General features: G+C 42.9%; 12 protein-coding genes. 9 read left to right on the forward strand and 3 right to left on the reverse strand.

Translation table 11 applies throughout. The annotated features are described in order from the left end of the window. Nucleotides 1-390, reverse strand: a 390-nt coding sequence (locus VMW01_16245) for a hypothetical protein (protein HUW07798.1), incomplete at its 3' end; no start/stop codon positions are given. A gap of 285 nt (nt 391-675) precedes the next feature. On the opposite strand from VMW01_16245, the gene VMW01_16250 reads away from it, so the two are divergent. The 3 genes from VMW01_16250 to VMW01_16260 all read left to right on the forward strand — a co-directional run bounded on the left by VMW01_16250 (nt 676) and on the right by VMW01_16260 (nt 4,949). Next, nucleotides 676-1,026 carry a carboxymuconolactone decarboxylase family protein gene (locus VMW01_16250; protein HUW07799.1) on the forward strand — a complete coding sequence of 117 codons (351 nt, stop codon included), beginning with the start codon at nt 676-678 and terminating at the stop codon, nt 1,024-1,026. A gap of 177 nt (nt 1,027-1,203) precedes the next feature. Beyond that, nucleotides 1,204-4,491 (forward strand): S41 family peptidase, encoded by a 3,288-nt coding sequence (locus VMW01_16255; GenBank protein ID HUW07800.1) that lies wholly within the window; start codon nt 1,204-1,206, stop codon nt 4,489-4,491. A 272-nt stretch (nt 4,492-4,763) separates the two neighbouring features. Further along, nucleotides 4,764-4,949: a hypothetical protein gene (locus VMW01_16260; GenBank protein ID HUW07801.1), complete on the forward strand. Its 186-nt coding sequence runs from the start codon at nt 4,764-4,766 to the stop codon at nt 4,947-4,949. A 64-nt stretch (nt 4,950-5,013) separates the two neighbouring features. On the opposite strand, the gene aspS is transcribed toward VMW01_16260, so the two are convergent. Further along, nucleotides 5,014-6,768: an aspartate--tRNA ligase gene (gene aspS, locus VMW01_16265; protein ID HUW07802.1), complete on the reverse strand. Its 1,755-nt coding sequence runs from the start codon at nt 6,766-6,768 to the stop codon at nt 5,014-5,016. Nucleotides 6,769-6,851: 83 nt separating this feature from the next. On the opposite strand from aspS, the gene VMW01_16270 reads away from it, so the two are divergent. The 6 genes from VMW01_16270 to VMW01_16295 all read left to right on the forward strand — a co-directional run bounded on the left by VMW01_16270 (nt 6,852) and on the right by VMW01_16295 (nt 12,865). Next, nucleotides 6,852-7,304 carry a nucleoside deaminase gene (locus VMW01_16270; protein ID HUW07803.1) on the forward strand — a complete coding sequence of 151 codons (453 nt, stop codon included), beginning with the start codon at nt 6,852-6,854 and terminating at the stop codon, nt 7,302-7,304. 142 nt (nt 7,305-7,446) lie between these two features. Further along, entirely contained in the window at nt 7,447-8,433 is a 987-nt protein-coding gene (locus VMW01_16275; protein ID HUW07804.1) for a tetratricopeptide repeat protein, read from the forward strand. A 95-nt stretch (nt 8,434-8,528) separates the two neighbouring features. After that, on the forward strand, nt 8,529-9,362 hold the full coding sequence (locus VMW01_16280) for an HAD family hydrolase (protein HUW07805.1): 834 nt from the start codon (nt 8,529-8,531) through the stop codon (nt 9,360-9,362). 17 nt (nt 9,363-9,379) lie between these two features. Then, complete coding sequence (locus VMW01_16285) at nt 9,380-11,200, forward strand: U32 family peptidase (GenBank protein ID HUW07806.1); 1,821 nt, start codon at nt 9,380-9,382, stop codon at nt 11,198-11,200. A gap of 2 nt (nt 11,201-11,202) precedes the next feature. Next, complete coding sequence (locus VMW01_16290; protein HUW07807.1) at nt 11,203-12,090, forward strand: class I SAM-dependent methyltransferase; 888 nt, start codon at nt 11,203-11,205, stop codon at nt 12,088-12,090. A 388-nt stretch (nt 12,091-12,478) separates the two neighbouring features. Next, nucleotides 12,479-12,865, forward strand: a complete 387-nt coding sequence (locus VMW01_16295) for a DUF1987 domain-containing protein (GenBank protein ID HUW07808.1) — start codon at nt 12,479-12,481, stop codon at nt 12,863-12,865. Between the two features lie 42 nt (nt 12,866-12,907). On the opposite strand, the gene VMW01_16300 is transcribed toward VMW01_16295, so the two are convergent. Further along, a partial coding sequence (locus tag VMW01_16300; GenBank protein ID HUW07809.1) for a hypothetical protein occupies nt 12,908-14,011 on the reverse strand: 1,104 nt, incomplete at its 5' end.

A 14,011-nucleotide genomic window follows, 5' to 3' on the forward strand; every position in this document is an offset into this window, starting at 1 on the left:
GCTTGAAAGTGACATACGAACTTTTTGACGCTCATCATCGGGAACTTCAAAATCGTCGTAGGCAGCCTGAATTATCTCGTTGGCAAGCATCACAGTACCTTTATCTCTAATTGTATTCAGGATAAAGTCAGCCCACTTTACTTTTTTCTTTTTGCGACGGTTCTTTTTCCGTTTGGGTGATTCAAACTCGTTGGCTGAGCCAGCAAGAACTGATTGAGAGAACGAAGTTGACATATCTTCTTCGTCGGAACCAATGTCGGAAACATCAGTACCCAGACGATTCAAGATTGCCTGCAGCTGGCGCACACGTGCATGTGACTTTTCCAGCTCGCTAAGGCAGAACGCTTTGAAGTCTGCCACTTCATTCTCGGAGAGGAGGATTTTTTTCATAACAATTACATTTGTAAATATTAATTTGAGGACGAAAGTTCAAAATATTTTAGAAATTACTACTTTAACCACCACTAACTCACACCTGAAGAGTGGCTCAATAATTCAATGTAAATTTAATAATATTGGAAATAAATTTCAAGGATATTATCAGTTAATTTGTTTATTTTTTCTTGTTTTTTGGGGCAACCTTCTGCATTGCTTTATTTTAAAGGATTATCGGACATTAAACCTTTCACATTTTTTTCCTTCAAATATGATATTTTAACCTAAATTAACAAACTTATGAGTAAAACGATAAAGGAATTCCGAGAATATCGAGAGATGATGAACGAAAGGCTTCTCGCTGCCGACAATCTCGTAATAAAAAGAATCTTCAATCTCGACACCAACACATACGTCGATGGAGCCCTTAGCGCTAAGACTAAAGAGATGCTTGGGCTGGCAACATCCATGGTGCTTCGGTGTGACGATTGCGTAAAGTATCATCTGGAACAGTGCTTTACGCTTGGAGTTACCAAACCGGAAATCATGGAGATTTTTGCGGTAGCCAACCTAGTTGGCGGTACAATCGTAATTCCGCACACGCGCAGGGCCTTGGAATATTGGGACGATTTGGAACAGCAGGAAAGTTAACTGACTCTCATTACGAACCTAACCAATATAATTTGCCTAACGACAAATTTAATCTACCAAATTTACGCTAGTCATTATATTGCCATCCGGCCCGTTCTAATGGGGTGAACAGAGCGGCAATCATAATAAATTATCAGAGGTTGAACTCAATGCCGAAAGAACCTAACTATACCAAACATGAAAACAAAACTTATTGCAACCCTAACCTTGTGCCTAATCACCTTTGCAACCATGGCGGAAACACCGCTCTGGATGAGGTATCCGGCAATTTCCCCCGATGGAAAAACAATAGCTTTTACCTATAAAGGCGATATCTACACCGTTCAATCGACAGGTGGCACTGCACGACAGCTAACCACCAATCCAGCCTATGATTTTATGCCTGTGTGGTCGCCAGATGGTAAGCAAATTGCCTTTTCATCCGACAGGTATAGCAACTTTGATATCTTTATAATGCCTGCAGAGGGAGGGGCTCCAACTCGGCTTACATTCCACTCGAACAGCGAATATCCAAGTGGCTTTTCACCGGACGGCAAGAATATTCTCTTTACCGCTCACATTGAGGATAGTCCGAAAAATGCACAATTCCCTACATCAACCCTGACCGAGCTATACTCCGTACCGGCGGTAGGTGGCAGAATCACTCAAATTCTAACAACTCCTGCGGAGAATGCTCACTACAGTTTCGATGGAACAAAAATCATATACCAGGATGTGAAGGGCTATGAAAATAGATGGCGCAAGCATCATACCTCATCGGTTACCCGCGACATTTGGATTTACGATATCAAGACTGGGAAACAAACAAAAATAACCAACTTTATTGGTGAAGATAGGGATCCAGTATTTTCAAAAACTGAAGGAAATTTCTTCTACCTCAGTGAGAAAAATGGATCGTTTAATGTATTCGAAACTTCCCTCTCCGGAGATGCCGAAGCAAAGCAGCTCTCCTTCCACAAGTCAAATCCGGTGCGATTTCTCTCCTCCTCCAACAACGATTTATTATGCTATGGCTACAATGGAGAAATTTACACTCTTAAGGCTGGTGCTGAACCCCAAAAGGTAAACATTACAATTAATTCTGATGTTATTGAGCCACCCGTAGAATACTCCGACATTTCCTCGCAGGCCACCGAACTTGCTGTCTCCCCCTCAGGCAAGGAGGTCGCTCTGGTTATTCGTGGTGATATTTACGTGACAAGTGTCGACTACTCAACAACAAAACGAATAACCAATACCCCAGAACAGGAGAGGTCTGTAAGCTTTAGCCCAGATGGCCGAACACTGCTTTATGCTGGCGAGAGAAATAATAGTTGGAACATTTACAAAACAACTATTATTAGCAAGGATGAACCCCTGTTTGTAGCTTCAACTTTGTTGAAAGAGGAACCCGTAGTAGAGACCGCAGAGGAAACTTTCCAACCACAGTCTTCACCGGATGGAAAAGAGGTTGCATTTCTTGAAAACAGAACAACGCTAAGGGTTATTAACCTTGAATCGAAAAAGGTTAGAACCATTCTCGATGGCAGCTATAACTACAGCTACACTGACGGTGACCAATACTACGACTGGTCGCCAGATGGCAAATGGTTTCTGGTCAAGTTTTTTGAAAAAGGAAGATGGAGCTCTACCGATGCCGGTTTGGTTGCTGCAGATGGAAGTGGAAAAATTACCAACCTTACCCACAGTGGCTATTCCGATGAGTCGCCCAAATGGGTGCTTGGAGGAAAAGCCATGATTTGGTTTTCCGACAGGGAAGGTCTTCGAAGCCATGGTAGCTGGGGCTCTCAGAACGATGTATATATCATGTTCTTCACTCAACAGGCAATGGATGAGTTTAAGCTAACTAAGGAAGAGTATGAACTCTTCAAAGAAAAGCAGAAAAAGGAAAAAGAAAAGTCTGATAAGGATAAGCAAGACAAGGAAAAAACTAAAAAGGGAGACAAAAGCAGTAAAACAACTGTAGAGGAAAACAAAAAGCCAGACTTTGATCCGGTGGTAATTGAATTCAACGGACTGGATGACAGAATCCAGCGGCTTACTATCAACTCAGCTGATATTTCCGATGCAGTACTCTCTCCCGATGGCGCTAAGCTATACTACCTTGCACGCTTTGAAGATGGTTTCGACTTATGGGTAAATAATCTGAGAGAAGGAGAGACCAAACTTCTTGCTAAAGTAAAGGGACACAACAGCAACCTTACTATCGACAAGGAGGGCAAAACACTATTTTTCCTTTCCGATAGAAAAATTGATAAGGTTGAAATCGCCACGGGCAAAGTAACACCCATTACCTTTAGTGCCGAACAGGAACTCAAGCCTGCCGAAGAAAGAGCATACCTGTTTGAACATATATGGAGACAAGTGAAGGATAAATTTTATGATCCTAAGCTACATGGTGTTGATTGGCTTTCGTACAAGGAAAACTACCAGAGATTTCTGCCATACATTAACAATAACTACGACTTTGCAGAAATGGTTTCCGAGATGCTAGGCGAATTGAATGGTTCTCACACTGGCTGCATGTATCGCCCATCACATGAAAATGCGGAAAGCACTGCATCTCTTGGGGCATTCTTCGACCAAAACTACACAGGCGATGGACTTAAGGTAACGGAGGTATTAGAAGAGGGTCCCCTCACAAAAGCAGATACTAAAATAAAGCCGGGAGTCATCATTGAAAAAATTGATGGTGTAGTAATCAAAGCAGGTGAAGACTATTTTGCTCTTCTCAACCGTAAAGCCGGAGATAATGCTCTGCTATCGCTCTATAACCCGTCTGATGGAACTAGATGGGAAGAAAAAATTAAGCCAATTTCATTAGGGCAGGAAAATGAACTGCTATACAAACGCTGGGTTAAACTGAGAGAGGCTGACGTAGAACGTCTTTCCAATGGACGTTTGGGCTACGTTCATGTAAGAGGCATGAACAGTGAAAGTTTCAGGAAGGTGTACTCCGACATTTTTGGTAAATTTAATAATAAAGAGGCGCTAATAGTTGATACGCGCTTTAATGGGGGTGGTTGGCTGCACGACGACCTCGCTACTCTGCTGAGTGGAAGGCGTTACGCCGACTTTGTCCCAAGAGGACAGTATATTGGTTCAGAGCCAATTAACAAGTGGTATAAACCTTCAGTAGTGTTAGTGAGTGAAGGAAATTATAGCGATGCACATGGTTTCCCATTTACCTACAAAGCACTTAATATTGGCAAGTTAGTAGGGATGCCTGTTCCTGGAACCATGACCGCCGTTTGGTGGGAAAATCTTCAAGACCCAACCCTTGTGTTTGGAATACCACAGATGGGAATAAAGGATATGGCTGGCAATTACCTCGAAAACCACCAGCTAGTACCCGATGTTCTTGTTCCCGATTTACCCGATGACGTTGCAAACGGTATTGATAGCCAGCTCAAGGCCGCTGTTGATGAATTGCTTAAAGAAATTGACTTGGACAAGAAAAAATAGATCTCAATATATAGAAAACGTGCAGATGTATCAATAGATCACCTGTATGTTATTTAGAATCTGTCTATATTGACGACTAAAGCGTTCACATTCATGCCATTTTTAGAGCATTTTACGTAAATTGTTCAGCGAAATGCATATGAAGTTCTTTGTTTTGATATTACAATAAAGAGTAATCAAAAAAAAAAATTGAGTTTTGTGAACAATGAACACTAAATTCACATATTTTTGCATCGTGATTTTCAAACCTTCAAACCTTAAATTTTAAAGAAATGAAAAGATTTGCACAACTGCTGATGATTGCTGGAATGCTTTCAATGTTCGCTTGCAGCTCTAACGCTAGCAAGACCGAAACAACAACTGACACTACTACTGTAAAAGAAGCTACAGCTCCTGTTGCGGATTCAACTGTTAAGGCTGATACCACCGCTACTACTGCTGCTCCTGAAGCAAAGTAATTAAGCTCAGAATAAAGCATTCTGAAAAAAAATAAAAACCTGCCGATTGGCAGGTTTTTTTTGTTTATGGCTTAAGGTTAAGCTTCAACGCCAGTTCATCCAGCTGTATCCCAGAAATAGGTGAAGGAGAGTCGGCCATCAAATCGCGACCAGCATTGTTCTTTGGGAATGCAATAAAGTCGCGAATGGAATCGGACCCACCAAAAATGGCACAGTAGCGGTCGAATCCAAATGCAATGCCACCATGAGGTGGGGCTCCATAGCGGAAGGCATTAATAATGAAGCCAAACTGATTCTTTGCCTCCTCATCAGTGAAGCCCAACTTATTAAACATAAGCTTCTGCACTTCGGAATCGTGAATACGAATAGAACCTCCGCCAATCTCCACACCATTAACTACAAAATCGTAGGCATTAGCCCGAACCTTACCAGGATCGGTTTCCATCAGCGGTATATCTTCAACCTTTGGCGAGGTAAACGGGTGGTGCATTGCATAAAATCGTTTGGATTCTTCATCCCATTCGAGCAGTGGGAAATCGACAACCCAAAGGGGAGCGAAAACATCCTTGAGTCTTAACCCCAAGCGGTTTGCCATCTCAAGACGCAGATCGCCTAAAGCACCCTGCATCTTTTTCTTTGTGCCTGTTAAAATAAGCAGCAAGTCACCCTTGCCTCCACCTACCTTGTGAAACCATCCCTCCATCTCTTCGGCAGCATAAAACTTATCGACCGAAGATTTAATAGTTCCATCATTTTGCCACTTCACGTATATAAGCCCCTTAGCTCCCACCTGAGGACGCTGAACCCACAACGTAAGCTCATCGAGCTGCTTGCGGCTATATTCGCCACAGCCAGGAACACAAATTCCACCAACAAATTCGGCATCATCCACCACCTTGAAATTCTTCCCTCTCACCTTGTCGCCTAGATCGTTCAACTCCATTCCAAAACGAATATCCGGTTTGTCGGAGCCAAAGCGCTCCATGGCTTCAGCAAAGGTTATACGAGGAAACATCTCTGTAAATGTTATATTTTTCACCACCTTAAAAAGGTGATTTGCCATCCCCTCAAACGTGTTGATAATATCCTCCTGCTCCACAAATGCCATTTCACAGTCAATCTGAGTAAACTCTGGTTGACGGTCAGCCCGCAGGTCCTCGTCGCGAAAGCAGCGAACTATTTGAAAATACTTGTCGTATCCAGCCACCATGAGTAACTGCTTAAACTGCTGTGGCGACTGAGGTAAAGCATAAAACTGTCCCTGATTCATGCGTGAAGGAACTACAAAATCGCGTGCCCCCTCCGGAGTAGATTTTATCAGGTAAGGGGTTTCTATTTCAAGAAATCCTTGTAGGTCTAGGTAGCGACGAATCTCCTGTGCCATGCGATGGCGAAGCGCTATGGCCGACTGGAGCGGATTTCTTCGTAAATCGATATAACGGTATTTCATGCGGATCTCTTCCCCGCCGTCGGTATCGTCCTCAACGGTAAAGGGAGGCGTTTCGGATTTGCTTAGTATGGTTAACCGCTCCATCTGGATTTCGACTTCACCAGTTGGCATCTTCGCATTCTTGCTAGTCCGCTCAATCACCAAACCGTTCACCTGTATCACATATTCACGACCAAGTTGCTCAATAGCAGCCTTAACCTGTTCTGGTGAACTCTCATTACAAACCAGCTGCGTAATGCCATAACGATCACGCAAATCTACAAATGTCATCCCTCCAAGGCGACGAATGCGTTGAACCCACCCGCTAAGCGTTACGGTTTCGCCTTTCCGCGTAAGATTCAACTCTCCGCATGTATGTGTTCTATACATTTCTCTTTTATTTGTTACCTTGCGAAAGTAACACAAATATTGCTTTCTGCTGGCGAGCCAGCTTTAAAATATTTCCCAGATACATGGATAGCACAGAAGAACTTGGGGCTGATGAACGCTTCATGACCGAAGCCTTAAAGGAGGCCTCAAAAGCACTTGCGCGGGATGAGGTTCCCATCGGTGCAGTAGTTGTAGTAAATGGAAAGATTATTGCTAGGGCACACAATTTAACCGAAACGCTTGTCGATCCAACTGCACATGCGGAGATGCAGGCCATAACTGCAGCAACTGCAGCTATTGGCGGAAAGTATTTGCCAGAAGCCACCATTTATGTTACGGTGGAACCTTGCCCAATGTGCGCTGCTGCCCTCTATTGGGCGCAAATGGGGAAACTTGTTTACGGCGCGCATGATCCAAAACGAGGTTACTCTCTGATATCACCAGCCCTCTTACATCCAAAAACCGTTGTAAACAAGGGTGTTTTGAGCAATCAAGCCGCCCTACTTATGAAAGACTTTTTTCGTAAAAAACGTTAAATAGATGACCGGTAGAGATGTAATTAATGTTGGTAATTTAAATTTTTTTTTAAATTAGCCGCCAAAGTTGTCTCAAGCACGATAAATTGCCTAACTACAATAGTTTTAAAAGCGTGAATAATAACCTAATCAAATACTACAAATGAAGAACAAATTTTTACGTTTACTTTTTGTGGCCACAGCGGCCGTAATTCTAGCGGCAGGTTCGGTTCTTGCCCAAGCAACCTCCAAGGATGCAGTAGCAGCATTTAACGCAGGGGTTACTGCAAATGAGGCCAAAAATTACACTGAAGCACTGATCCAGTTCAACAAAACTGTGAGCATTTGCAATCAGGTTGGGGCAGAAGCAGACGAAATCAGACTTCAAGCAGAAAAGGTTATTCCAGGTGTCCAGTTCAATATTGGCCTTGGATTATACAACCAGAAGAAAATTGAAGAGTGCATTGCTGCAATTGACTCTGCAAAAATTTTAGCCATAAAGTATGGTGATGAAAAAACCCAGCACAAAGCCGAAAAGGTTGTTCCACAGCTTTACAACTTCCTTGGAAATAGTGCTTTTCGCGATGGTCAATACGATAAAGCTATTGAAAATTATAACAAGGCTATTGCGCTTGATCCTAACTACTCAAAATGCTACCTCGGTATGGGCTTAGCATACAGCAAGATGAACAATCTTGATAAGGCTATTGAAGCATTTGATAAGACCATTGAGATTGGTACTGCCACCAACAAAGCCGAAGATGTTAAGGATGCAAAAAACTCGGCAAGCGACAACTTATTGGTAAAAGCTGCTGAGGAACAAAAGAAGGAAAATTATGCCGATGCATACAAGCACTTCACTCAAGCTTTAAAATACGACGATAAGGCCAGCGAAGCATACCTTGGCCTTGCTGCAGCAGCAAACAAACTCTCCAAGTTTGATGATGCTATTGAAGCTATCAACAAGGCTCTGCCCTTGCTAGAAGGCACCAGCGACAGTAATAAAGCTCCTTACTACTTTGCCCTCGGTAACGCATACCTTGGAAAGAAAGAGAATACCAATGCATGTGACGCTTATAAGAAAGCTTCCTTTGGCACTTTCAAAGAGTCAGCCGAATACCAAATTAAGGAAGTTCTTAAATGTCAATAAATCGATGATCGCTCAATAAAGAAAGGTCGGCAAATTGCCGGCCTTTTTTATTGCCCACCAAATAATTACCTTTGCAGGCTTACAAAAAACGATCTATGTTCATAAGAAAAGGCTACCGCATTATTTTCTCTGATGTCGACGGAACCATACTCAACGACGATAAAGATGTTTCTAACGAAACAATTACCATTACAAACAAACTATTTGAAACAGCGCAAATCCAAACCATTCTTATTTCGGCAAGGATGCCTGCCGCAATTGCTCCTCTTAGCAAAAAACTTTGCCCAAATGCTCCCTTAATTGCATACAATGGAGCCTTAATATTAGCCCCTGAAAACGGACATTACAGAACATTGCAGTCGCTATCCTTCCCCTCTGATGTTGCGAATGTCATAATTGATCAAAGCGAAAAGGATGGTTTCCATGTTGGTGTTTTTTATGGCGACCGATGGCTAGTGAACCAGCACGACAGTTGGACTGATCACGAAATATTCAGCACAGGATTAACCCCAGAAGTAATGAGCAATGGTAACTTAATATCGATGCTGAAAAAGGAGTTACCCCAGCTGCAAAAGATAATGGTGATGGCTTCATCCGATGTTATTGACCAGCTTGAACTTGAAATATCAAAAAAATTCAAAGATGTGGTTACTGTATATCGTAGTGCCGATATCTATATGGAAATAACACCAGCAGTAAGCAGTAAGCGGCTTGGAGTGGAAATGCTGCTCAACCACCTCCATATTGACCCCGAAAATGCCATTGCATTTGGCGACAACTACAACGACCTAGAAATGCTTAAATTTGTTGGAATGGGTGTGGCCGTTGACAATGCTCGCGAAACTGTTAAGACTGCGGCAAAGATGGTAACCAGCCAGAGTAAGCAAAATGGCGTTGCCATTGCCCTTAAGCAAATATTTGGCCTTTAATTAACCGCATGGAGCCAATGAAACCATTGGAGCTACTTGCCCCTGCAAAGGATATGCATTCAGGAATTGCAGCAATAAGTTGCGGTGCCGATGCCGTGTATATTGGTGGTCCCCAGTTTGGCGCAAGGGCTGCAGCCGGAAACTCTATGCACGATATTCAAAGGCTGACCACATACGCCCACCGTTACTTCGCCAAGGTATATATGGTAATCAATACTCTCCTTTACGACAATGAAATACCTGAAGCGGTTTTGCTTGCCCAGCAGGCTTGGAAATCGGGTGTCGACGCACTAATAATTCAAGATTTGGGAATGCTTGAGGCAGCCCTACCTCCCATTCCCCTGTTCGCAAGTACCCAAACCAACAATACATCTCCCGCGAAAGTAAAATTTTTGGAGGATGCCGGATTCAGCCGTGTAATCCTAGCCAGAGAACTAAACATCAAGCAGATTCAGGAGATTAGACAAGCTACAACCGTTGATCTTGAGTTTTTTATTCATGGAGCCCTCTGCGTTTCATACAGCGGTCAGTGCTACCTGTCGCAGGCACTTACAGGAAGAAGTGCCAACAGAGGAGTTTGTGCACAACCCTGCCGCATGGCCTACAACCTATTGGACGACAAGGGGAGAAGGCTAAGAGAAAATCAGCATCTTCTCTCGCTCAAAGACCTTAACCTTTCCAACCACCTTCCACAACTTGTTGAAGCAGGAATCACCTCATTCAAAATTGAAGGCCGATTAAAGGATGAGACCTACGTAAAAAACGCCGTACTCCACTACCGCCAAATACTCGACAACTTTTTGATCAACCAAGATTCTTTCAGCAAGGCCTCTTCGGGAAAGGTGGAGGCACAATTTAATGCCGATCCAGAACGCTCATTTTCTCGAGGATTTACCTCATACTTTGTTGAACAACGAAGCACAATGGCATCATTGCAAACACCCAAGTCGGTTGGGAAGAAAATAGGAGTCGTTTCCAAAGTCGATAGTCTCTCGTTTACTGTTACATCTAATGAAACCCTCTCCAATGGCGATGGTATCTGCTTCGTCTTGCCGAATGGCATTCTTGAGGGAACAAACATTAATAAGGTAGAAAACGGACGAATCTACCCCAACTCCATCGAAAATATTTCGGCAGGTATCACTATTTATAGAAATTTCGATCGGGAATTTACGCTCAAACTCGAAAAGGCTGTAGAGCGGAAAATAGAGACATCAATATCACTCTCAGAAATCAACAAAGTCATTACCATTACTTCCGTTGACGAAGATGGCATTGATGCTACCATTGCAATAAGCAGTGGCGAAATGGAGAAAGCCAACAATCCTGAAAGAGCATTAAAGACCTGGCATGAGCAACTTTCTAAGGGGGGCAACTCCATACTTCGAATAGTTAACGTGACCATCCAAGTTACAGACTTGCCGTTTATGCCCATAAGTGGCATTAATCAGCTACGCAGGGAACTGTTACAGCAACATGAGGCCAACAGGGTGAATGCATACAAAAGAGTCGAAAAAAAGGTAGTAATATCCAATCACCCCTACCCGGAAAGTGAAATCGGATATCAAGGCAATGTGCTAAATGCCTTGGCCAAGAAGTTCTATGAACGTCATGGTACCAGAGTAGTCCGGCCAGCATACGAAGCAGGGTTACCAGCAAAGGGAGACTTGGTAATGACAACCAAGTATTGCCTTCGCTACGAGCTGGGCGACTGTCTTAAAAAAAGAGCACCAGTGAACAAACAACTCCCATCAACGCTATTTTTGGAGAATAATGGTCAGAAACTTACGCTTGAATTTGACTGCGAACGGTGTGAAATGATGATAAAACTAGCATAGCAATGCAAATATTAGCACCTCATAAAGGCTGGAACGACTACGAAATGGTTGATTCCGGTGGTTTTGAAAAATTGGAACGTTTTGGAAGTTATATCGTGCGTCGGCCCGAGCCCCAAGCACTTTGGGAAAAAAGTCTTTCGGATGAGGAGTGGAAGCAGATGGCCCATGCCAGCTTTATTCGTAAGCAAGGTAAGTTCAACGACGATCGTGGCGACTGGTTTCCTAAGCCCGGCATGCCTGAGCAATGGAAAATTGGCTACACCCACAACGAACTCAATTTCACCATGCGCCTAGGACTCACCTCATTTAAGCACGTTGGCATATTTCCCGAACAGGCAACAAACTGGGACTACATCTACGAAAAAACCAAAGCTATTGAGGAGGAGAAGCCCAAGGTGCTTAACCTGTTTGCCTATACCGGAGGTGCTTCGCTTGCGGCCTGTGCCGCAGGAGCCGAAACGGTACATGTGGATTCCATAAAGCAGGTGGTTACTTGGGCTCGCGAAAACATGGAGCTGAGTGGTCTCAACGGCATCCGCTGGATTCTTGACGATGCGCTTAAGTTTGTGGAGCGGGAAGTTCGACGAGGCAACCAATATAACGGAATTATCCTCGATCCACCAGCATACGGGAGAGGCCCAAATGGCGAACGATGGGTGTTGCAAGACAGCCTAGCCGATATTCTGAATGCCTGCAGCATGCTGCTCAAGCCAACTAACAGCTTCTTAGTTCTAAATCTTTACTCCCTTGGCTTGTCCTCCATTATTGCAGAAAATTTGGTAAATAGCCACTTTGGGAAACCAAAGAATCTTGAGTTTGGAGAACTTTACATCCCCGATAGGTTTAAAAAGAATATGCCGCTGGGTGTATTTGCGCGGTTTAGTAGATAGTGAAAATTCAAAAGCCCGGTCAGTGTTGCTGACCGGGCTTTTTTCCCAGATTACGAAAAAAACTCTCTATTAAACGAACTTGGTTGGTTTTGGTTGACAAGAACCGAAGCTCATCTATATATTCCCAAAAACACCAAAACGTGACAAGCAAAATGAAACTTTTTTTACAAAAAAGTAAAGAATATCCATATTTGCCTGATTATCTGAAGCAAGGAAATCTTTGATTTTAAACCGATAAATATCTACGCCAACGCTTAAACTTGGGGCACAGCAAATTTTGAGAGCCATTCCCTGTCAATCATTTATTTCTTTTTGGACAGCTTGCTGTATGAATAGATATTTGTTTTACTAATTTTTCATACCTTTATCACGTAAAACCCATAAAGCTATGGAAAGCATTTTCGTAAAAGGAACCTCACAATATCCAGAAGTTAACTTGGATAAGAGTTCCGGCAGGTTTGAATTTTTTGGGAATTCCATTCCGGAAGATGCTAAAGAGTTTTTTAGCCCAATTTTTGACTGGTGGGATGAATATGTCCAGCACCCCAATTCCATTACTGAAGTAACCTTTAGAATGAGTTACTACAATACCCCCTCCTCCAAAATGTTTTTCCACATTCTAAAAAAGTTAGAAACACTGAAACAATCTGGAGCAACAGTAAAGGTAAAGTGGTTTTTTACTGAAGATGATATTGATATGCGCGATGCAGGCTACGATTTTGCCGAAAACATTGCCCTCCCCATTGAGCTAATTCCCATTCCAGAGGAAGAATAATCATTTAAAGAAAAAAGAGGGCTGAAATTCAGCCCTCTTTTTTTACCAGTTTGTTGTGTATTGCTGGTTATAGATTCGGTAGGTTGAAACTACACCCGTGGATTGATTCCTGAATTGAATAGAGCCTGAAAGAACTGGATTAGCCTTACCAATAGCGGTAGTAAGCTGTTTTGGTAATGGGCTGCTTAGCGTTAATTCCAGCGAATGATTCCCTTTGCCGGAAAATGTTTGGTTAACATCCTCAACAACAATGGGTGGAACCCCCTTGAACTCCAAAGTAACCTTCTCAATTACAACAGGTGTATCATATTTTGACACTAACGTAAGGTTACAGGTGGAAGCAGTAATATTATCGGCATCCTCCTCAATTTTAGCAAACTGAACTGCCTCGTTGAGGTAAACTTCCGCCTTAGTGGCTGCCACGTTAAAAAAGAATTTTTTGCTTACAGTGGCGTTCCCAAAGCGATAGGTGATTAAAATGTTGTTCTCAGGATCTTCGTAGCAGTTGTCATAGTCGTAGGTTACCTCCCAGTCGGTGACATTGTTCTTCACACCAGTAATGCGGGCACATTCCGACTTTACCACCGGCTTTTTCACCGTTGAAATTGTTCGGTTACCCAGCCGAAGAACAAACTTGAGTGTACCAAGGCTACTCTCAACCTCTGAAAGTTCAATGGATTGGTATAAGTTTTTATACCGCGCAATTACCAAATTTACCTTATCGGCTCTTGCATCCACAAATGCATCCTGCAATGCTTTAAGTTCGTCAATGTTTTTCTCAATTTGTTCAATAGAAGAAACCGTATCAACTTCTTCCTCTAGCCTATTCAGGTTGTCGGTCATCTCCTGGTCGCGCATCCTAAAGTCGCTTACTAACTTCTGAAGTTCAAACTCCGGGAAGGGATACTTAATATGGTAGTTAAAAACAGTTTGGTTGTTTTTTTTATCGTAGAGTTTTTCCCAATAGTATTCGTTGGCATTCGAAAGTGAAATGCCTTGCAAGTAGGGAACTTTCCCCGATTGACTAGTCACCTGAGAAGAATATTTCTCGAGAAATGTTGAAACAGAGTTGTTGTAGTTAGCCTCTTCTGTTTTCATTTCGCTTTTTGCCTTCACATTCTCGGCCACAGAAAGAACGATGCGCTC

The organism is Williamwhitmania sp., from assembly GCA_035529935.1.
GTDB lineage: Bacteria > Bacteroidota > Bacteroidia > Bacteroidales > Williamwhitmaniaceae > Williamwhitmania.

Bases quoted from the DNA above. Each gene is read 5' to 3' on its own strand.
- VMW01_16250 (HUW07799.1), top strand. From the start codon at position 676: ATGAGTAAAACGATAAAGGAATTCCGAGAATATCGAGAGATGATGAAC.
- VMW01_16255 (HUW07800.1), top strand. From the start codon at position 1,204: ATGAAAACAAAACTTATTGCAACCCTAACCTTGTGCCTAATCACCTTT.
- VMW01_16260 (HUW07801.1), top strand. From the start codon at position 4,764: ATGAAAAGATTTGCACAACTGCTGATGATTGCTGGAATGCTTTCAATG.
- aspS (HUW07802.1), bottom strand. From the start codon at position 6,768: ATGTATAGAACACATACATGCGGAGAGTTGAATCTTACGCGGAAAGGC.
- VMW01_16270 (HUW07803.1), top strand. From the start codon at position 6,852: ATGGATAGCACAGAAGAACTTGGGGCTGATGAACGCTTCATGACCGAA.
- VMW01_16275 (HUW07804.1), top strand. From the start codon at position 7,447: ATGAAGAACAAATTTTTACGTTTACTTTTTGTGGCCACAGCGGCCGTA.
- VMW01_16280 (HUW07805.1), top strand. From the start codon at position 8,529: ATGTTCATAAGAAAAGGCTACCGCATTATTTTCTCTGATGTCGACGGA.
- VMW01_16285 (HUW07806.1), top strand. From the start codon at position 9,380: ATGAAACCATTGGAGCTACTTGCCCCTGCAAAGGATATGCATTCAGGA.
- VMW01_16290 (HUW07807.1), top strand. From the start codon at position 11,203: ATGCAAATATTAGCACCTCATAAAGGCTGGAACGACTACGAAATGGTT.
- VMW01_16295 (HUW07808.1), top strand. From the start codon at position 12,479: ATGGAAAGCATTTTCGTAAAAGGAACCTCACAATATCCAGAAGTTAAC.